Below are 21,870 nucleotides of genomic sequence, written 5' to 3'. Positions count from 1 at the left end.
GTACTACCACAGCCTTTTGCAGGCAACAAAATAGCAGATGAAAAATAATGAAATTTTTTCCAAAATAAAATAAATCTTCGAAATTATCTGATATTTCTGTATATTAGCCAGAAAACAATAATTAAAACTAGAAATTATGCGAAAGATACTTATTGCCGTGACGATTATATTAGCAGGTTGTCAAACTACAAATCAGTCTCTTGATTCTGCATCATCAAAAACAAAGCAGCCTACACGACAAGTAACTCAAAATAATAAGAATTCCAATAATTCCATATATAATCGTTATAAGAACAAAGGGAATCGATATACTCAAGTTCAAGATGGAGCACCCACTAAATTGAGGCATATCAGTTTTAAGGAACCTGTGCCCGCCAAGGAACCTTTAAGTCGATATGGCAACATATCAGAATATTCTGTTGATGGTCGCTCATATCAAGTGATGAGGAGTTCAACGGGATATAAAGCAAGGGGGATTGCTTCCTGGTATGGAACAAAATTCCACAAACAAAGAACTTCAAGTGGTGAGCCTTATGATATGTATGTGATGTCTGCTGCACATAAGACCTTACCTTTACCTACTTATGTAAAAGTTAAAAATTTGAATAATGGAAAAGTTGCAATTGTTAAAGTAAATGATCGAGGGCCATTTCATTCTGATAGAATTATCGATTTATCCTATGCTGCGGCTTTAAAACTAGGAGTCTTTCCGAAAGGAACTGCACCTGTTGAAATTGAAACATTAATGGGACCGGCTGGGCAGGCGCATTATTATCTTCAGGCAGGTGCTTTTACAACCGAAATTCTAGCAAAACGCTTAAAAGATAAATTAGCACGTATCACTCCATCTCCAGTTTATATCGAACACTATAAGCAACATTATATCGTGAGGGTTGGTCCATTTGGTTCAAAAAATATGGCCGATAGTTTGAAGCACAAATTAGCGCTTAATGGAGTAACGGGATCTTTTTCCGTTTTGATTTGATTCATATTGAATATTGATAGCTAATTAATGGATTAATGGTTAAAATTATTGCGTCAAATTTTCAGAACGTTAGAATTACTAATAGTAATAAAATTGTAGCCTTGGGTAAAAGCACAGTATACGCTCTTTATTTGTATTCAACTTCTTGTTTTTTTGCGCTTATTCAGGCTTACAGTTTTTTTTTAATTAAAGTCGGTTTTATTTTAATATTGAGGTACAAAATCAATGCATGATGGCTCTGTGTTTTATACAATATTCTTAATTTTCGCAGGCGCTGCATTTTTATCAACCCTGGTTCTTTATACCAAACAATCTTTGCTGGTTGCGTATATCCTTCTCGGCGCAGTATTTGGACCATGGGGTCTAAAACTTGTATCTGATGTGAGTATTGTCAAACAAATTGGTGATGTTGGAATAGTTTTCCTATTATTCCTGCTTGGATTGCATTTGCAACCACAAAATCTCGTGCACATGTTAAAGAAAGTTACCTGGATTGCTTTAATTAGTTCTGTTATGTTTGCTGTGACTGCATATTGGATTGGCAGATTCTTTGGATTAACTGTGACCGAATCATGGATTTTGGGCGCTTCAATGATGTTTTCAAGCACTATAATTGGTTTGAAATTATTACCCACGACTATTCTGCACCATCAACATACTGGCGAAGTGATGATAAGCGTGTTGCTTATGCAGGACGTCATTGCAATCATTGTACTGATCTTAATTAATGGCGCTCAACAAACGGGTGGTTTTTCCATTGATGATATTATTTTAGTAGGGATTAATTTACCTGCATTGTGTCTTTTTGCTTTTGCTTTTGAGAAATATGTTTTAATACGGTTACTGGCTCGTTTTGACAGAACTCAGGAATATGTATTTTTATTATCAATTGGCTGGTGCCTGGGTTTGTCTGTTCTTGCGCAAAAGATGGGTCTTTCAGAAGATATTGGTGCTTTTATTGCTGGAGTTGCGTTGGCAGCAAGCCCAATTTCCCTTTTTATTGCAGAGAGCCTCAAGCCTTTAAGGGATTTTTTCCTGGTTATGTTTTTCTTTTCAATTGGGGCAACTTTTAACTTTGGTTTGGCCCAGCAAGTTGTAATTCCTGCGCTTATTTTATCTGCTTTAGTGTTGCTGTTTAAACCGGTTTTATTTTATTTGCTTCTTGGAAAATCTGGCGAAAAAAAACATGTTGCGAAAGAGGTGGGTATTCGTTTAGGACAAGCGAGTGAGTTTTCATTGCTTGTAGCTAGCATTGCTTTAAGCACTCAGCTTATTTCGGATAAAGCTTCAAATTTAATTCAAGCAACTACTATTTTAACCTTTATCGTGTCATCCTATTTTGTTGTATTGAAATACCCAACCCCCATAGCATTCTCTGATAAAATGCGTAAGGATTAAATAATGAAATTATTAGTAATATTATTGTGTTTATTAAGTGAACGTTTTTTGATTCACTCTATTTCCTACCAGCGATTTTATTGGTTTTCAGATTATTGTCAAAAAATCAAAAATGTAGGCGATAAGCATAGTGTTCTTAATAATCCATGGGCGCTCTTGGCGTTAATGATAGTGCCTATTTTACTGCTTGTATCCATCATTTATCTATTACTGCATCCTATAGTATTTGGTTTGATGGGATTTCTTTTAAGTTTGGTGATTTTCTTTTATTGCCTTGGCCCTCAAAATCTTTTTTATCCAATAGTACAATCAGAAGTCAAGAGCAACCAAGAGCTCGTAGGGGACTATTTTATTTTAGTCAATAGACAATTATTTTCTCTTGTATTTTGGTATATCATCGCTGGGCCTATTGGCGCATTGGCATACCGATTGATTACTTTATGTCGTGATATTCATTTCGTCGGTGAGCAAGCAAATGAAATTACTGATTTGCTAGAATGGATTCCTGCTCGCATAACCGTATTACTTTTTTTACTTGTGGGAAATTTCCAACGAGGTTTTTCTTTATTCGCCAGTTACTTTCTTGCTAAACCTGATGTAAATAGTGACATGTTACGTGAATGTGGATTACAAGCAGTTAAAACAAATGAAACAGAAGAAATTCCTATGCCAGTAGCAGAGGGATTGGTTGAACATGCAATTATTGTTATGTTGGTTTTTATTGCTTTATTTACATTAATTACCTGGTTGTAGATGAGTTAACAGTGGTATTGAGCTAACGTAGTTAAGCTACATAATAATTTTGTGGATATTATCTATATGAATTCTTTTTTGCGGCTAGTTTGTTGCACTATAATATTACTGCTTGGCGGTTGTCATGGATTGCAACAAAATGCACTAAAAGGCCAAACATTAGAACAATGTAATAGGACTTGTGTGCAACATTTTGATTTTTGTAGACAAAATTGTGTTAATAATTGCTCAACATGTTCCCATGCATCTCAAAGGGAAGCAGAAAAAAATTTTGCAAAATATGTGCATGAGCGGAAAGTTGAAGGCAAAAAGGTGATGCGTGAGTTGAATTCTTACCGCGATCCACTACAATGCCGCAAAGTAACATGTGATTGCTTATCAGATTTCACAATTTGTAAGAAAGGTTGCACGGGTGTAATTCCAAAAAAATTACAAGCTGTACCTTATTGAGTTTAATAGATTTCGGGGAACACTTTCATGGCAAATGAAAATAATTTAGATTTGGATCCTATAGAAACACGTGAATGGCTGGATGCCCTGCAAGCTGTATTAATCAATGATGGTCCCCAACGAGGAGCTTTTCTTTTAAAACAGCTTCTTAATAAAGCGAATGCGGAAGGGGTCAACTTAGCCAGTTCAATTAATACACCTTACAGAAATACCATTAATTTGCATGAAGAAAAGCAAATACCTCCCGATGAAGGTATTGGCAAACGGATTAGCGCATTGATTCGTTGGAATGCTGTGGCAATGGTATTGCGTGCAGGAAAATATGCTCCTGAACTAGGTGGACATATTGCCTCTTATGCTTCATCATCTACTTTGTATGAAACAGGTTTTAATTACTTTTTTAAAGGACCAAATGGTGAGCATGGCGGTGATTTACTATATATCCAAGGTCATTCTTCCCCCGGTATTTACGCACGTGCCTTCCTTGAGGGACGACTGACAGAAGAGCAATTAAGTAAATTCAGACAAGAAGTAGAGGTTGATGGTTTATCTTCATACCCACATCCTTGGTTGATGAGTGAGTTTTGGCAATTTCCTACTGTATCTATGGGATTAGGCCCTTTACAAGCTATTTATCAAGCCCGATTTTTAAAATATCTAGAAAATCGAGGGTTAATTAATAACGAAAATAGAAAAGTATGGGCATTTCTTGGTGATGGTGAAATGGATGAGCCTGAGTCAGTAGGGGCTTTAAGCATTGCCGCACGAGAAAAACTTGATAATCTTATTTTTGTTGTGAATTGTAATTTACAGCGACTTGATGGCCCAGTACGTGGCAATGGCAAAATTATTCAAGAACTAGAAGGATTATTCCGTGGTGCCGGTTGGAATGTAATTAAAGTCATTTGGGGTGGACGCTGGGATCCATTGCTTGCGCGTGATAAGGATGGCTGGTTGCAAAAACGCATGGAAGAGTGTGTTGATGGTGACTATCAAGCTTACAAAGCAAATAATGGTGCCTATGTCCGACAACATTTCTTTAATGAATATCCAGAATTAAAGAAAATGGTCGAGAATTATTCAGATGAAGAAATCTGGAGATTGAATCGAGGTGGCCATGATCCTCAAAAAGTTTATGCTGCCTATGCTAAAGCTGTGGAACATAAAGGATCGCCAACGGTTATTTTAGCAAAAACAATTAAAGGCTATGGAATGGGAGCAGCTGGTGAAGGTCAAAATATTACCCACCAGCAAAAGAAGATGACTGTGGATCAACTGAAGGCATTCAGAGATCGATTTAGTATTCCTATCAGTGATGACCAAATTGCAGAAATACCATTTTATAAACCTGCAGATGATAGTCCCGAAATTAAATATATTAAAAAACAAAGAGAAATGTTGGGCGGGTATTTGCCCTCACGCACTACCAAAGTTGATCCTCTAAAGGCTCCTGACCTAGCTGAGTTTTCAGCAGTTACCAAAGGGTTAGGTGACCGTGAAATTTCAACAACGATGGCATTTGTGCGTATTCTTTCAACCTTGTTGAGAAGTAAGGAAATCGGTTCACGTATCGTTCCAATCGTTCCTGATGAATGTAGAACTTTTGGGATGGAAGGTTTATTTAGACAAATCGGTATTTATTCTCCAGTTGGTCAACTTTATACACCGGTAGATCATGAACAAGTCATGTTTTATCGTGAAGCAAAAGATGGACAAATTCTTGAGGAAGGAATTAATGAGGCAGGAGCTTTTTGCTCGTGGATTGCCGCAGCGACCTCTTACAGTTCGAACAAATTGGCTATGATCCCATTTTATATTTATTATTCAATGTTTGGATTTCAACGTATTGGCGATTTGGCATGGGCTGCAGGGGATATGCAGGCCAGAGGATTTCTATTAGGCGGAACTGCTGGACGAACAACACTTGCTGGCGAAGGGTTACAACATCAAGATGGACATAGTCATTTATACGCTTCAACAATTCCAAATTGTGTCTCTTATGATCCTACTTATGCTTATGAACTTGCTGTGATCATTCAAAACGGTTTGTATCGTATGTATGAGAAGCAGGAAAATATTTTTTATTACATTACAGTAATGAATGAAAACTACATGCATCCAGATATGCCAAAAGGGGTTGAAGAGGGAATCATTAAAGGAATGTATGTATTGCAAGAAACCAAGAAGAAATCGAAACAACATGTACAGCTAATGGGAAGTGGTACCATTCTGCGTGAAGTAATTAAAGCAGCACAAATGTTAAAAGATGATTATGGTGTGACTGCAGATATTTGGAGTGTTACAAGCTTTAATGAATTAAGAAGGGATGGTTTAGCTGTGGAACGCTATAATGCAATGCATCCTAAGGAAAAGGAACAAAAAAGTTATGTTACAACTCAATTAGAAGGTAGACCAGGACCTGTGATTGCTGCAACAGATTATTTAAGAATTTATGCAGATCAAATTAGACCGTTTGTACCTAATCACTATATAACTTTGGGTACTGATGGTTATGGAAGAAGTGATACGAGAGAACGTTTACGTCATTTCTTTGAAGTAGATGCTAAATTTATCGTTCTAGCGGCATTGAATGCTTTAGTCGCTGAGGGCAGTATCGATAAATCCAAAGTTGTGGATGCCATGAAGCGCTATAACATTAATCCTGATAAATTAAATCCGGTTAATCATTAGAATTAAAAGTATATAGTAGGCTTAGTAATCCAGGTTGTGATTGTATTGGAACATACAGTAATCGCTTAGGTATGTTTCCAACACAGTCATGATTTGAATACACTGAGTAACCTTTTGAGGAAAGACATGTCAAACGAAATAGAAGTTAAGATTCCTGATATTGGTGGAGCGACTCAGGTTGATGTGATTGAAATAATGGTTCAAGTAGGAGATCAAGTAGAAGTTGATACTCCACTCGTTACTTTAGAATCAGATAAAGCTAGCATGGAAATTCCTTCTCCAGTTGCTGGGAAAGTCACAAAACTGAATATTAAAGTAGGTGATAAAGTATCTGAAGGTGATGTGATTCTTTTTGCCACAATTGAAGAAAAAGCGAATATTGAAAAAGAAAATGAAATTCAAGCTCAAGCTTCTAAAATAGAACCTGTCAATGTTGAGAAAAATGAGCCTATGGTTTCACAAGAAAAGAAATCTGAACAGGTAAAGGAAGTTAAAATTCCCGATATAGGTGGCGCAAGCCATGTTGACGTGATTGAGGTAATGGTTGAAGTTGGGGAGCAAATTGAGGTGGATACCCCACTCATTACTTTGGAATCAGATAAAGCCAGTATGGAGATTCCTTCACCGGTATCAGGAAAAGTTACTAAACTAAATGTTAAAGTAGGTGATAAGGTATCTGAAGGTGATTTGATTCTTTTAGTTGCTACAGAAAATGGCTCGCAAGCGGAAGAAAAAATAGCGCCTGCAGCTGAGCAGAAGCCAGCAAGTTCTCCTGAAACATCAAGCGCAATAGAGTTTAATAAAATCGAAGCAACTTCCCAGCAACCAGTTCTTACTGAGCAAGTAGATTCTTCAAAATTAATTGCTGCAGGCCCTGCAGTAAGACGCTTAGCTCGAGAATTTGGTGTGAATCTGGCGGAAGTTAAAGGTAGTGGTCGTAAAGATCGTATTACTAAAGAAGATGTACAAGCTTATGTGAAAAGGCGTCTTAGCGAACAACCAAATCAAGGTTCTTTTGGCATTCCACCTAACCCCGTAATTGACTTTTCTCAATTTGGTGACATTGAAACCAAGCCACTTAATAAAATTAAAAGGCTTACTGGAGTTAATGTTCATCGATCTTGGATAACAATCCCTCATGTCACCCAGTTTGATGCAGCAGACATTACCAATGTTGAAGCATTCAGGAAATCTGAATCAGAGCATGCTAAAGAAAAAGGATATAAACTGACATTGCTGGCATTCGTTTGTGCCGTAGTCAGTAAAGCATTAAAAACATTCCCTCAATTTAATGCATCTTTAGATGCCACTGGCGCCAATCTTATTTATAAAAAATATTGCAATATAGGTATTGCTGTAGAAACACCGAACGGTTTGGTTGTCCCTGTTATCAAAAATGTCGATAAGTTAACTGTTGCTGAAATTGCGGCTGAAATGACACGTTTAAGTACCAAAGCCCGAGATAAAGGCTTAATGCCAACAGATATGTCAGGAGGATGCTTTACTATTTCCAGCTTAGGTGGAATTGGTGGTACAGCATTTACACCTATAGTGAATAGTCCTGAAGTAGCTATCCTTGGATTATCTCGCTCGGAAATAAAACCCGTCTATGAAAATGGTACCTTCCAACCAAGGTTAATGCTGCCTTTGTCTCTCTCTTATGATCATCGTGTTATAGATGGGGCTGAGGCGGCGCGTTTTACTCGTTTTATTTGCGATTGCTTAAGTGATATAAGACGAATTTTACTCTAATTTTTTTTATAATATCTAATTGAAGAGGCTTGTAATGGCTAACAAAATAAAAGCAGATGTCGTTGTATTAGGAAGCGGCCCTGGTGGATACACAGCGGCATTTAGAGCAGCAGATTTGGGAAAAAAGGTAGTATTGGTCGAGCGTTATGATTCACTAGGTGGTGTTTGCTTGAACGTAGGTTGCATCCCTTCCAAGGCATTATTGCATATTGCAAAAGTTGTTGATGAAGCTCATGAAATGTCCGAACAAGGTGTTAGCTTTGGAAAACCCAAGTTGGATAGTAAAAAAATCGTTGCATGGAAAAATTCAGTAGTATCCAAATTAACAGGTGGTTTGAAGACATTAGCAAAACAGCGTAAAGTCGAAGTCGTTACAGGTTTAGGTAAGTTTTCAGGTACGCATCAAGTAACTGTCGCTACTAAAGATGGGGCAGTGGACGTTGAATTCGAAAATGCAATCATTGCAGTAGGTTCTGAATCCATTAACTTACCTTTTATTCCCGAAGATAAACGAATTTTTAGTTCAACAGGTGCTTTAGAACTTGCTGATATTAAAGGAAATTTGTTGGTTTTGGGTGGAGGAATTATTGGTCTGGAAATGGCTACAGTTTATGCATCTTTAGGTGTTGAAGTAACTGTTGTTGAATTTATGGATCAATTGATCCCAGGTGCTGATTTTGATTTGGTTAATGTTTTGCAAAAACGCATGCAGAAGAAGGGTGTTAAATTCCTTTTGAAAACCAAAGTAACTGCCGTTGAAGCCAAAAAAGATGGTATTTATGTCTCAATGGAAGGTGAACATGCAACAGACAAGCCACTTTGTTTTCAACAGGTTCTTGTTGCTGTTGGTAGAAAACCTAATGGTGGTGCAATTGATGCAGAAAAAGCTGGAATAAAAGTTGATGAGCGTGGTTTTATCAAAGTAGACAATCAACAAAGGACGAATGTATCACATATTTTTGCTATTGGTGACGTTGTTGGACAACCAATGCTCGCACATAAAGCAATTCCTGAAGGAAAAGTTGCTGCGGAAGTTATTGCGGGTAAAAAACATTACTTTGACCCTAAGTGTATTGCAAGTGTCGCTTATACCGATCCAGAGATTGCTTGGGCGGGTCTAACTGAAAAAGAAGCTAAAGAAAAAAGTATACGTTATGAAAAGGCTACTTTCCCCTGGGCTGCAAGTGGTCGTGCTCTTAGTATGGGGCGTGAAGAAGGGATGACTAAATTATTGTTCTGCCCTGATACGAATCGAATATTAGGTGCAGGAATTGTTGGAATTAATGCCGGTGACTTAATAGCTGAAGCGGCATTAGCTATTGAAATGTGTTGTGATGTTGAAGATATTGCTTTAACAATACATCCTCATCCGACACTTTCTGAGACTATTGCTCAAGCTGCGGAGGCATTTGAAGGAACAATTACTGATCTATATTTGCCAAAAAAGAAAAAAACTAATGAATAGTATGTAATACACAATCTGGGTGCAGCGAAGTGGTGCTGCCATTAAGTTAAGTGATTTGGACTATACTCTTTGTCATCTCCGCGAATGCGGAGATCCATTTTTAGAGCCTTTGCGGGGTGACAAAAATCTTGAACTTAATAGCAGTACGGGCGACGCAACATGGAAAATTATTGCAATAATCACCGGGACAGCACTTCATTACCGGGGTATGATTATTTGTTTAGGAGTGACAAGGATGACACTTAATATTCGCAGCATGAATGAATCAGATATTGATAAAGTTTATGCAATTGAAAAAGATGTTCATATTGCTCCTTGGTATAGGGACATTTTAAGGGATTGTGTACGTGTAGGGTATGATTGTCGTGTATTTGAAGTAGATGTTGAAAATAGTCTAATTATTGGTGGTTATATTATTTCTAGACATAGTAATAAGAGCTGCCATATTTTAAATTTCTGTATAGCTAAATCTTTTCAATCAAAAGGTTATGGGCGGCAGTTCTTAGAAAGAGTACTGCATTCATTAATTGAATCACAGCATATTGATTATGTGGTTCTTGAAGTGAGACCTAGTAATAAAGCAGCATTACATCTTTATAAAAGCATGGGATTTGAACAAATTGAAATTAAACCAGCTTACTATATAGAAAATAACCATGTTGAAGATGCAATTGTGCTAAAAAAAATATTATCTATTTAAAAATCAAATCCCAGGGAATGTTGCCAACTCATCTGGGGCACTTCGGCGGCGAGGTGAATTGGCAACAGTCCCTAAAAATCCAAGGATATTCTATAACGAAAAACTCCTACTCGTTACTTGATCATTAGCCTGTAGTATGAGCTTATATAAATTAACCTAGTTCAGGTCCTTCTTTTTGGGGTTCCTCATCAGTAATTTCTTCTATTTTAGGACCTATTTTTCTCATGTAAGGTAATGCCTCAATTGTTTTCATCATATGATCTCGAATGGCGTCCATATCGTTAACTGGAATATTGCTCGGTACATGTGAAAATACATATGTTTCATCATCATTTTCATACATACTGTTAAGTATTTCCAATATGCCAGATTTGGCTAAGTATTTTGCTTCATGCATCGTAATCACTCTGCCATCAGGAGGAATAAGTCCCATATCACGATTTCTTTGATTAACTAACTCAAATTCATCAGCAAGATAAGCATCATGCTCTGCAAAACCTACTTTAACAGAGCAAACTCTAAGTTTGTATCCTGGATTTTCAAAGCTTACTTCATGTAAAGGAGTCTTGATGCTTGTCCAATTACATAATAATTGACCTGGAACTGTTAGAAGATGAATTTGTTTTACATCGTGTATTCCTAATCCAACATATTTTTTACCAAAATTTCTAATCATAGTAATTTCAATGTTTTTTGCTGCCGTTTCCAAAACGTCCGTAAGCCCTTGGAATTCAGTATGCATTTCAGTTTCTAAGTCATAACGTTTTTTATAACGTTTATATAGCTCTTCGTGAGTACCCAGTATCTCTTTTGGATTAACAAAAAAAGGTGGCAGATTGGTTGTGACAATTGCTCCGGTGCTGGGTACAATGGTACTCATACTTGCATAAGTTCCACCAACTTGTAATGAGGGTGTAAACGAACCAAATCTGGTTGTGTTATTAAGAATAACATGTTCAGGAATGTTATAATGATCTTGTTTCTTTTTGCTGGGTGCGCATAAAAACTTTTTCATTTTTAGAAAATCGGCTACTTCATTATTGCTCATACCTCTAAATATCAGATTTTTTTTATTGTTCTTTTCTAGATGTGCAACAAAATTTGGAAATGTATCATGCCTCGAATGCAAATTTGTTTTATAAACCGCTTTAAAATCTTTTAAAATTGAACTTTGTCGAGTATTTAGATAATCTAATACAACATTGGAGTATGAGTACTCACCTTTGCGAGGTTGCCTTACATGGCTAAAAAATTGTTTTGCTTTCATCAAGAACACTCCAACGATTTAAAATAATCGAACTTAGATTCTTTGATTATAATTATAGCATTAAGTGTAAATATTGTTCTTGCTGGGAATGTATGTAAATAGAGATTAAAAATTGCAATAAATTATGGAACATAAGATAAAACTTAACGTTAGGAGAGGGAAATGAAACAGCATGCGCAAGGATTTTTAAAATTGGTTGCTGAATCCAAAAGTCGAATTAAAGAAATAACTCCAAAAGCATTAAAAGAAAAACTTGACCGCCATGAACCGATGCATCTCATTGATGTGCGCGAGCTTAATGAATGGGATACAGGCTATATTCCAACTGCAATTCACTTAAGCAAAGGAGTTATTGAACGAGATATTGAGAAAAAAATTCCGGACCTAAGTTCCCAAGTCGTTGTATATTGTAGTGGAGGTTTTCGATGTGCCTTGGTTGCAGAAAACTTACAAAAAATGGGTTATACAAATGTCTTATCATTGGAAACTGGAGTACAAGGCTGGCTTGATGAAGGATATTCGTTACAAAAATAGACAGGTTTGGTGCATTTTGAATTGGTATGAATATATGCTAGCTAACCTCTCTCGCAATGAGAAAGGTTAAGCATTCCAGATATGAAAATATCTTGCTAATCAGTCGCATGTTTAAAATTTATAGTATATTCGTTGTTCCAATGCCAATTTTTTCTCTGATTTGTTGTAATGACTAAGGATTTTACTTTTTTGGCGTCTAATTCGTGATTGTTCTTATAAAGTAACGAGAACTCAACTGTACTTTCAATGAGAGGCGAAAGAAGGAACGTTGACTTCGCCATGTTTGTAACAAGATGATACTTTTTTGTCGTACCATTGTTTAGATTCATAGTAATGTGTAATTGCTGTGGTTTAAAGACAATGGTTGCTAAAGATCCCAAAATGGTAGGGGTTATCTCAATTTCAGCAAATAGTAGTTGTGTTTCTGGTATTTCGACTGGCTCACCAAGAGAATGAGACTCTCTTTTTAATAAAGTGATGTTTATTGGATGTTCATGTTTCTTCCTTTTGAGAAATAGAAAATTATTCGTGGAATGAATAGGTTGGTAATTAGCCAGTAGTAAAGGCCAACTTGCACCATCCTCCAAAGAAGGGACTCGTTGATCAATTGGTTCAATCTTAAAAATGATATTATCAGGTTTATGTTTTCCTTGAAGATGTTTTCTATTATTCGCAGCTAAACCTGGATTAAAAGCAGAGTAGCTCTGAAAGATTGGACGTGGTGCCCAAGTATTGTGAGAGGATATTAAGTAGGCTTGATCGTAAGAATAAATATCTGTAGTGCCTTTTAAAATCGGAAAAGCAGCTTGATCGCGTATGAAGCTCATAGTAAGCGTATAGTTTTTTTCGAGCCAGGAAGAATCCTGTATTCTGTTTTTGAAGCCATGCCACGCTGACGAGTAAGTAGAGATGAAGTTATCCCGGATTGATATGTTTGTGTACTGACTATTAATGGAGAACCAAGTATTTAATGTAACAACAATGAGCAGATAGCTGGTCCAGGAGTTAATAATATAGGGTAAAAATAGTGTTGCAAGCAAAACAGAAGTTCCAGGTATAAAGGCATGACCCAAATGACGTGTAAAACCGGTTTTGAACGAAACAAATAAAAAAATAAAATAGACGCCCAATAAAAATATTTTGAGAGTAGCTGGTATTTGTTTGTTCAAGAAAATGGTTAAGAAAATTAATGAACAGGTAAGCAGATATAAAATGACTTCTTTCATATTTCCATCAGAGGACATTGCCTCAGTAAATCCTGAAGCGATAAAAAGTGAGTTGGTGAGGTAACCAGGTAGGGTGAGCAGAGATTGTCCCGCTGCCAACCAAAATAAAATGATTGATATTGAAGGAGAAACAAGGCAAATCAATGCGAGATTTTTTTCTTTATTGGCGAGAAAAAAAATGAAACAAAGAAGGAGCATAAGAAGACAAATAATTAGCATTGACCCTTTGATTAATGCCAATAAGCCCAATGGAGCGAAGAGAAAAAAAGCAAACAACAAAAGATAATTGCCTGTAATCTTATGTTCTAATGAGTTGATTTTTAAGCTGCACAATCCTGCAAGCAATGGATAAGAAAAAAACAGAGAATCCCTTGAATAAATCATCCCTAAAAATGGCACGCAATAAATTAGAGTCCAATACCATCTATTTTTTTTCATTAAAAAAAGTAAACACCCCCAGTAAGTGAATGCCAAGTAAAGACATCCAGCAATCATCATAAGATCAGTTGCTGGATGATAAGCCTTTGTATAAAGAGATGAATAGGGGCCCAGAGTAAATATTATTTCTTTGCCAAAAGCCAATCCTTGAGCGACAGCTTGGTTTAGTCCAAGTGCCCATGAAGGATCAATGCCTGGAGCTGGCATTTTGGGAGAAAAGGGGACAAAAGCAATTATTAGAGTAAGTAACAGCAACAATTGCGCCATAAAATCAAAGGGCTTATTTATTTTTTCAAGCAGTATCCTTGGTATGTTCCTCAATGTAGTTGTCCATAAATCAAATTTTTTAGTAGTGTAGCTTGGGTGATATAATGGAACAACCCTATCATAATATGTTGCTGGGTGAAGGGAAATGTAACCCGGGTCTGGCGGTTATATTCACATCCTGTACTCCTCGGTTATGTTATGCTGCATCCAACCAATCAGATTTTTAAATTCTTCTAAAACAGGAATGTCAGTCCTAAAGAAACTGTATTCGAAATGTCTGGTGTCGTACTTGTATCTTCAATTGTTTTAAATGCACCATAATCATGTTCGTTTTCATATTCAGCAAACAAACTTAGACCGGGTAAAAGGCGATAATAAGGCCTAATTGTATAACGCATCTGATTCAAACCACTGCCAATTTGAGCGTTGACCACGGTTTTAGTTGCTAAAATACTGCGAACACCCGTTCTTATAAAAAAATTATTGGTAATTTGCGTATCCCGCGATAGTTCAATATCAAATTTAACGCTGCCATTATAAAAATAAGTTCTTAGGTCGGTGTCAATGAAAAATGGCATTAATCCTTCCAGGCCAAGGCCTGCTTGCCAATAAGGATTGGTGGCAGGTTGATTAAAATAGTTCACTCCACCTTTAACTGCCCAAAATTGACTGATTAAATGCCAGTAAAATATATCAATATCCGCATTTTCAACTACACCTTTATACACCTCAGCATCATTGGTAAATAATTCTAATTTATTATAATCAGGGCCATACAAGCCCTTGTAAGTAAGACGTTGGGAGTCATGTAATGGATCCGCCCCCACATCAACAAAAGTTGAAAACCAAAAACCTGCGCCATGAGCCATAGGATGCTTCACCAAATGTAAATTAATCGGTCTAATTGCTTCATCGACTCTGATGATGGGGCGGTTATAATAAGCAGTATCCTTCTCAATGTCTTCCGGTTTGGCTTTACCTTCTGCGATGTTGACTATGGTTGTATATTGAAAGACCCGGCTCATTCCCGTCATCATATGATAAAGCATATGACAATGGAAAAACCATTGGCCGCTTGCATCAGTATCTACATCTGCAGTTATTGTGGCTCCTGGTGGAATATCCAGTGTATGTTTCAAAGGATCATAGGAATCCTTTCCAGTTCTTAATATGAACCAATGGCCATGAATATGCATTGGATGATGCATCATGGATGTATTAGTAAATACAAAGCGATAACGTTTCCCAGGTTTCAATGGAATCGGTTTAGCCTTATAACCAGGTACACCATTGATGAACCAGATAAATTGTCCCATATAGCCAAATAACTCCAATTTAATTATCCCTTCTACGGGTTTATTGGGATTATTGGTCGGAACTGCTGCAGTTAAATCACGATATTTTGTTTCCAATGACGTCATAAAGGATGAGTCAGAAGATGAGATTGTATCCCTAAAACGGGTTGGTTCCGTGGGCATTTTCATATTCATGGAATGCCCCAAATGCATACTATGATCCATGTTCATAGAGTGCATTTGTTTCATTGAAGACTTTGCTGTGGTTTGCTTTTGTTGGCTCATAGGTAGGGCACCATGATACATGCCACCCATCATAATATTCATCATTTCTCTACTGACAGGGATGGGCTCCGGAAACTGTTTGACATGACTGAAATCAACAGTTTGATTTGGTGTGGTTTTTAAAGCGCCGTATGCATTTCCTACAGTGTCTTTTGATCCGGCATAAATGATATAGGGTTTATTTTTTTCTATTTTTACTAAAACATCATAGGTTTCAGCAGGAGAAATTGTTAATTCTTTAGTCGAATAAGGTTTTACATCGTTTCCATCTGCTTGTACGACTTTCATGATAGAGCCAGGTATTTTGATACGGAATATTGTGCTACTTCCAGCATCAATAAATCTCAGTCTAACGATATCACCCACTTTAATGGGGGCAGTCCATGGGGTGGAATTAGGATGTCCATTCATTAAAAAAGCATCGAAGGCAACATCACTAATATCATATATGCTCATGCGCATTTGCTGCATGCTTTTATAATCGGCAAGGAGACTTTGTCGTTCACTTTTAGATGCTTTACGATAATCATAAATAAATTTTGCAAGTGATGGTTGTAGCGGAAAGCGAGGTGAATAATAATCACCAGATTTTTTAAGATTAGCTAAAACTCGGTCTGGTTTGGTATTAATCCAATCCGATAAAACGATCACGTAATCTTTAGTATAGGTATAACGGGGCGATTTTTTTGGTTCAATCAAAAAAGCGCCATATAAACCCTGTTGCTCTTCCAAACCGGCATGTGCATGGTACCAATAAGTACCAGACTGCTTCAAAGTGAATTGATAGTGGAAGACCCCGCCCGGAGGAATTTCAGTTTGTGCAACTCCTTCCACCCCATCCATTTGCCAAGGTACCAAAACACCATGCCAATGCAGGGCTGTTCCTTTATCCAGATGATTGTAAACATTAATAGTCACTTGATCGCCTTCTTTAAAACGTAAAGTAGGGGCTGGAATTTGATTATTTACAGCAATAGCTTTGGCTGGTTTATTGTCAAAGTATACAGTTTTATAACTAATTTCTAAATCAATAGTCTTTTGTGCTGCACATGCAGGAAACGCGAGCAAAAATGGAATCAGGTATTTAAAAACATGATATTTTTTAAGTTGTGAATTACGAAACCCCATCTTGCCATCCTTTAATGCAGTTGCTTTTATCCTATAGATTTAGACGTGATACAATATCATTTACATCAAATGGAAAACAGTGGGGGCTTTGGATTGGCACAAAGTCTAAGTTAAATATTATATAGAAAGAAATGATCGATAATTAAGGTATATTTGAGTCTTTATCATTATAAAATTCCTGGTTTTGTACTAGTAGGCTCTTCATCTAATCGAGTATGAATAAATGATTCTTCAAGTTTATAGATTTTTTTAATTGCCGCAGCCTCAGTGATTGCCGCATTTGTAGCGATTTCGATTTCTAAAGGAGATAGGTTCAAATGTTGCTGTAACCTGAATAGGGCTTGGGAAAAACTAGTAATTTGTCCATTACTTGCTTCTTCTAATGTTTTTCCTTGATACGCATTATTGAGCATCGGAGCTGAGTATGGCTCTAATCTTTTTGCAACACTCATTGCTTGAAATGCTTGAAGAGATAAATTTCGTCCAACTAAATTAGTTTCATTTTGATATTTAAGTAACTCTTGATAAACATTAGCCAATAATAAATAGCCTGGTGATAAATAATATTTTGCGGCGATTTGTGCGTAAATAATTATTTTTTGTGCAATCTGCTCATCAAATTCATGGTGCAATAAATTTAATCCACCTGTGCATAACGCATTCAAGGCAAAAAAACATCCATAGCTGCCTGAGGCCGCTAAAAACTCTTCCGCATCATCATAACATTTCTGTGTGTGCTCCATGTCTTTAAAAAATTTTCTATAATTTTCATAAAGATAAAGTCCTTTTAGCAGTTCAAAGCATGAGGAAACAGTAGGCATGGGTTGATATTCATGTACTGGTTCATGATTTAATGCGGCATTTTCTTTTGGATTAACACCACATAGGCGCCATATTTCCTCCCAATACCATTTAAATTCTGGGGCTTTACATATCGCATCAATTTCGGTGTTATTCATAGCAAGCTTGAATAACACCTCATGATCTGAATTTTCAATGATTTGACTAAAAAAATCAGGATCTAATCGTTTTTTTAAACTTAGTAACTTCATTTGCTGGTATTTTTCTTGAGCATTTAACTCAAGAAATTTAGCTAATTGCATATTTGATTCCAAATCGAATTGTTTGAGGAACACACAAAATATTAATATTTTCCCTACAAAATGAAGAACATGAGCGAATTATGTTCTTATCTCAGCAATTAATTGTACACCCTGTTCCTCTTTTTCTATAGTATCCTTAGATTTTTTATCAGCATGGACAGATGAAACAAAGATATCCGCATCTTTGGTTGTTCTTTGTGGGCCAAGCCAGGATAAGAGTTGTTGTTTGGATTTAGTAGAAACAGCTTGATTCTCTGTTTTCAATACTAGATGTCCATGTCCTTTAATTTCAATGATTTGATCCAGTTTATGTTTCTGTAAAAGAGTTTGAATCATTGAATGTGATGCACCACAAGTACTTGCTTTTCTAGCATTTAACAAGTCCTCTACAAAACCAGCAGCCACTTTCTCTTCAACACCCACTTTTTCCAAGTATTTAACGATTAAATATTGGCTATCCATGTTTGCATTGATGCTGGTTGGAGTAAGACCACGCCAAAAATTATAACACTTGATTTGTGCTCTGGAAGGAGGCATTGATCCAGGACCTACATCACCTCCAATGTTTTCTGATTGGAGCCATTTCCAGGTGGCATTCATATACTCCTTTTCTCGAACTGCCATGGCAGCTGCACCGAAGAAAATTACTTTTTTATCAGGAGAACATACATTAAGTACCATACCATTTTTATCATAAACAAGTGACAGATCGGCTTCGATTTCCTTGCAAATGCCTCTCATAAGATTGTCATCTTGTCCGACAGAGTAAATTAATTGATCACATTCAATAGATAATGCTTTTGTTTTATTCTTGGCATTTTTAGCAATGGAACTATCGGTTATAAATGTTAATAATAACTTTCCATTGCTTTGATGTTCAATTTTTATTAATTTGGCCAGCATTAATTCTCCACGTAACTGCGCAGTGGATAATGCAGTCGTAGCAAGTTTGCCCGTACCGGCTTTATCAAATTGCTTTGCTATCCAGATAACAGAGTTTTGTTGATTTGCTTTATTAAACTCCATATCTTCAGTTCGTTTATCATGACCAAAAAAACCTTTTCTATAACATGCCGCAGCAGTTCCCCCACCTCCATAGATCACAATTTTTCTTGGTGCCTTACCATGTTCTTCTGTATCCGTTAAAATAAATTGATTACCATCCACAATCGGTGTGAATCCTTTCTGAGGATCCAGTTTGTTTAAGCAATTAAATTCAGAAGATGAGAGTAATGATCCTGAAATGATATTTCGTGCAGGCCCAAGACCTGTACAAATGCTTAGTTCGTTTGCATAGATATTTTTTGCTCCATCAGGTGTACTCACAACCAAGCGATATTCCTGGTCTGGAGATTGCCAATCGCATAAATGGTTACTTCTTTTTTCAACTCTTAATACTGTGGCTCGTAATAAAGGAGCTTCAGTAAAACCAAGATTCACCTGATTTGCCTGGTAGACATGTCGGCCATTAGCATGAGGATTTTTTTGATAATAACCTGTAGGCAAATATATGGATGGGTTTTCTTTACATGCTGTTCGTTCAAGAATGCTGTGTGGTTGAGCAAGTGTGTAATCATGCTTCCAATTGCCTGGATCTTCACCGATCATTAAAATTGGAGGAAGCTCTCCATTAGCTAAGAGTGCTTGGCTGGTTCCATGATGTGCTTTATATTGTTCCAGCCAAAGTGTAGTTCCAGTATCACCTGAGCCAATAATTACTTGTGGAACCACTGCAAATTCTTTATTTTTTAGCACCCGTAAAATATTACTATTGATTTGCTGTACATTTTCTTGAGCCATTTCAAGGCGATCATAACCTTTTGTTACTTTGGTTAAATCATCTTCAGCTGATGTGTCAACAGCGGTTGGTTGGGTTGTATTAACTGTGTTTCTTTTTCTTTCGCTACTAACAAAGTTATCTATAAGCTCATCTTTTAGGGTGATTTTATAAGCATATACGTTATTGTAAGTTGTGATTGCTTTTTTGAGTATTTGAATGCATTGTTCTGGTGTGTATGTTTCTTTAAAAATGTGCGTATTTTGGTGAATTTGTTTAATAAGCTTATCAAAATTAGTTATTAAATCCTGGGTGGTACGGATTAAATTATGATTTAGTAACGAACAAATAGAGTTTATCTCGTTTTGTCTTATGTCTTTGGGAATGGAGCTTTTACCCATCTTTCACCTCTCAAGGCTGTTTAAAAAATGCACGCCTTGGTGGATTGTATCAAAAAAGTATTAAGAAATTATTAATGAGTCAAAATGGTTATTTAACTTCCATTTTGAAAATGGTTTATATCAGCAGAGAAACAGATAAAAAATTGGCATTTAAAATTAATCTTGAATAAGATAACACTAAATTTTTAAGGTGCTTTTTATAAAATGTCACGAACTCAACGACTATTGGACTTAATTCAGATATTAAGACGGCACCGTTTTCCAGTAAGCGGAGTATCGCTTGCCCAGGAGTTAGGAATTAGTCTCCGTACTTTGTATCGCGATATTTCGATGTTGAAAGGACAGGGAGCCCCAATTGAAGGGGAGGCGGGTATGGGGTATCTCTTGCGACCAGGATTTACCCTTCCTCCGCTCATGTTTACTACCGATGAAATTGAAGCTATAGTTCTTGGATCACGCTGGGTCGCGGATCGAACAGATACTCAACTTAAATCTGCTGCACAAAATGCATTGGCTAAAATTGCAGCGGTTCTTCCCAATGAATTACGTGAACAATTAGACATTTCTGGACTTCTTATTGCTCCTGGAAAGGTCACCGAAAGTAAGGACTCTGATTTAATTCAAATTAGAAAAGCAATACGATTGGAAAAAAAACTACAACTTATCTACCAAGATGTAAATGAAAATGCTTCGGAGCGGATTATTTGGCCATTAGCACTGGGTTTTTTTGACCAAGTCCGTATTCTTATTGCATGGTGCGAACTAAGACAAGATTTTCGACATTTTCGAACAGATCGTATTATTGAATTAAATCTTACAGAAACAAGTTATCCTGAACGTCGCCAATCTCTTTTGAAACAATGGAAGGCAACTCTTGCTGTGAATAAGTCTCAGTAAATATCAGTTTTCTACTGACAAAAACTGTCACTATATTCGATTACACTTGTAACTTCTCTAATGAATTGGTAATGGATCATGAGTAAAAATTGGCTGGCAGTTGCTTGTGCAGAACATGTTCGTTTGGGTAAACAAATAGGAATTATGCAAGTTTGTCATGGCAAACGTGCTCCTTTAGAGCGGATACATCCAAATGACTTTGTTATCTATTACTCTCCAACAATCAGTTTTCATGGTAAAGACAGATTGTGCTCATTTACAGCAATAGGAATTGTAAATTCTGGGGAACCCTATCAAGTTGAAATGAATAAAGACTTTCATCCTTTTCGAAGAAATGTACAATGGGCAAGGGCGCTTGAAATACCTATTGCTGCTTTACTTCATGATCTTGATTTTACGAAAAATAATAAAAATTGGGGTTATCAGTTGCGGTATGGATTAATTCCAATTAGTGAACATGATAAGTCAATTATTGCCGCTGCAATGCATGCTCAATGGTCATAAACTTAAGGGATAACTCATTATGATACATAATACGCCTCAACTTATTCAAATCGAATCTTTTACCGTAATGGGATTGAGTGAACGAACCTACAATTCCAATGAATTTAATCCTCAAACAGCAAAAATTCCAGAGCTTTGGCAACGATTTTATGCGTTACAAATACCTGCAAAAAAATCTAATTCACTGATTTATGGAGTATATTCTGATTATGAATCAGATAGTAATGGTCTTTATACTGTTACTGCTGGAATCGAACTTGATGATTTGGCAATAATAAATCATTTTTGTACCGTCAATGTAAAAAAAGGGAATTATCTTGTTTTTAAAAATTCAGGTCCTATGCCTAAAGCAATAATCGAAACCTGGCAAGCAATTTGGCTTTATTTTGAAACTCAATCCAATGTTATCAGAGCGTATGAGACCGATTTTGAGGTGTATATGGGGCAAGAGCAATGCGCAATTTATATTGGGGTTAAATCCTTTTAAAACTAAGGTTCATGATGTAAATAATTCGTTTATCGTCTTGATGCAGTGAAAAAATAACCGGAAAAAT

General features: G+C 36.5%; 17 protein-coding genes. 12 read left to right on the top strand and 5 right to left on the bottom strand.

The window, feature by feature from the left end:
* Positions 1-136: 136 nt before the first annotated feature.
* The 8 genes from DGG96_RS14875 to rimI all read left to right on the top strand — a co-directional run bounded on the left by DGG96_RS14875 (position 137) and on the right by rimI (position 10,194).
* Entirely contained in the window at positions 137-985 is an 849-nt protein-coding gene (locus DGG96_RS14875; protein WP_110143437.1) for a septal ring lytic transglycosylase RlpA family protein, read from the top strand.
* Between the two features lie 225 nt (positions 986-1,210).
* Positions 1,211-2,383, top strand: coding sequence for a cation:proton antiporter (locus DGG96_RS14865; protein WP_110143435.1), 1,173 nt, complete (start codon positions 1,211-1,213; stop codon positions 2,381-2,383).
* 3 nt (positions 2,384-2,386) lie between these two features.
* The gene (locus DGG96_RS14860; RefSeq protein WP_110143434.1) at positions 2,387-3,136 is read left to right on the top strand and encodes a hypothetical protein; all 750 of its coding nucleotides are present in this window, start codon (positions 2,387-2,389) and stop codon (positions 3,134-3,136) included.
* A gap of 66 nt (positions 3,137-3,202) precedes the next feature.
* Positions 3,203-3,586, top strand: a complete 384-nt coding sequence (locus DGG96_RS14855) for an acyltransferase (protein WP_110143433.1) — start codon at positions 3,203-3,205, stop codon at positions 3,584-3,586.
* A 27-nt stretch (positions 3,587-3,613) separates the two neighbouring features.
* Positions 3,614-6,277: a pyruvate dehydrogenase (acetyl-transferring), homodimeric type gene (gene aceE, locus DGG96_RS14850; RefSeq protein WP_165831625.1), complete on the top strand. Its 2,664-nt coding sequence runs from the start codon at positions 3,614-3,616 to the stop codon at positions 6,275-6,277.
* Between the two features lie 126 nt (positions 6,278-6,403).
* Entirely contained in the window at positions 6,404-8,029 is a 1,626-nt protein-coding gene (gene aceF, locus DGG96_RS14845; protein ID WP_110143431.1) for a dihydrolipoyllysine-residue acetyltransferase, read from the top strand.
* 34 nt (positions 8,030-8,063) lie between these two features.
* Complete coding sequence (gene lpdA / locus DGG96_RS14840) at positions 8,064-9,494, top strand: dihydrolipoyl dehydrogenase (RefSeq protein WP_110143430.1); 1,431 nt, start codon at positions 8,064-8,066, stop codon at positions 9,492-9,494.
* A gap of 235 nt (positions 9,495-9,729) precedes the next feature.
* Positions 9,730-10,194, top strand: a complete 465-nt coding sequence (gene rimI / locus DGG96_RS14835) for a ribosomal protein S18-alanine N-acetyltransferase (protein ID WP_110143444.1) — start codon at positions 9,730-9,732, stop codon at positions 10,192-10,194.
* 151 nt (positions 10,195-10,345) lie between these two features.
* Here the strand turns inward: rimI and DGG96_RS14830 are convergent, their stop codons facing one another.
* Positions 10,346-11,461 (bottom strand): hypothetical protein, encoded by a 1,116-nt coding sequence (locus tag DGG96_RS14830; RefSeq protein WP_110143429.1) that lies wholly within the window; start codon positions 11,459-11,461, stop codon positions 10,346-10,348.
* 162 nt (positions 11,462-11,623) lie between these two features.
* Between DGG96_RS14830 and DGG96_RS14825 the strand changes: the two genes are divergently transcribed.
* Positions 11,624-11,995: a rhodanese-like domain-containing protein gene (locus DGG96_RS14825; protein ID WP_110143428.1), complete on the top strand. Its 372-nt coding sequence runs from the start codon at positions 11,624-11,626 to the stop codon at positions 11,993-11,995.
* 95 nt (positions 11,996-12,090) lie between these two features.
* Here the strand turns inward: DGG96_RS14825 and DGG96_RS14820 are convergent, their stop codons facing one another.
* The 4 genes from DGG96_RS14820 to DGG96_RS14805 form a co-directional block, all read right to left on the bottom strand.
* Positions 12,091-13,926, bottom strand: a complete 1,836-nt coding sequence (locus tag DGG96_RS14820; protein ID WP_233590601.1) for a hypothetical protein — start codon at positions 13,924-13,926, stop codon at positions 12,091-12,093.
* Positions 13,927-14,159: 233 nt separating this feature from the next.
* The gene (locus DGG96_RS14815; RefSeq protein ID WP_110143426.1) at positions 14,160-16,634 is read right to left on the bottom strand and encodes a multicopper oxidase domain-containing protein; all 2,475 of its coding nucleotides are present in this window, start codon (positions 16,632-16,634) and stop codon (positions 14,160-14,162) included.
* 167 nt (positions 16,635-16,801) lie between these two features.
* Complete coding sequence (locus DGG96_RS14810; RefSeq protein WP_158618889.1) at positions 16,802-17,737, bottom strand: DUF5630 domain-containing protein; 936 nt, start codon at positions 17,735-17,737, stop codon at positions 16,802-16,804.
* Between the two features lie 78 nt (positions 17,738-17,815).
* On the bottom strand, positions 17,816-19,915 hold the full coding sequence (locus DGG96_RS14805) for a hypothetical protein (protein ID WP_110143425.1): 2,100 nt from the start codon (positions 19,913-19,915) through the stop codon (positions 17,816-17,818).
* Positions 19,916-20,119: 204 nt separating this feature from the next.
* On the opposite strand from DGG96_RS14805, the gene DGG96_RS14800 reads away from it, so the two are divergent.
* From DGG96_RS14800 to DGG96_RS14790, 3 genes are all read left to right on the top strand, one after another.
* A complete protein-coding gene (locus tag DGG96_RS14800) occupies positions 20,120-20,812 on the top strand; it encodes a helix-turn-helix transcriptional regulator (protein WP_110143424.1) in 693 nt (230 codons plus the stop codon).
* 78 nt (positions 20,813-20,890) lie between these two features.
* Positions 20,891-21,316, top strand: coding sequence for an EVE domain-containing protein (locus DGG96_RS14795; RefSeq protein ID WP_110143423.1), 426 nt, complete (start codon positions 20,891-20,893; stop codon positions 21,314-21,316).
* A gap of 19 nt (positions 21,317-21,335) precedes the next feature.
* The gene (locus tag DGG96_RS14790; RefSeq protein WP_110143422.1) at positions 21,336-21,803 is read left to right on the top strand and encodes a GyrI-like domain-containing protein; all 468 of its coding nucleotides are present in this window, start codon (positions 21,336-21,338) and stop codon (positions 21,801-21,803) included.
* Positions 21,804-21,870: the final 67 nt, after the last annotated feature.

The organism is Legionella qingyii (assembly GCF_003184185.1).
The sequence above is the reverse complement of the archived record's forward strand: the minus strand, read 5'-3'. Positions and strand labels throughout refer to the sequence as shown.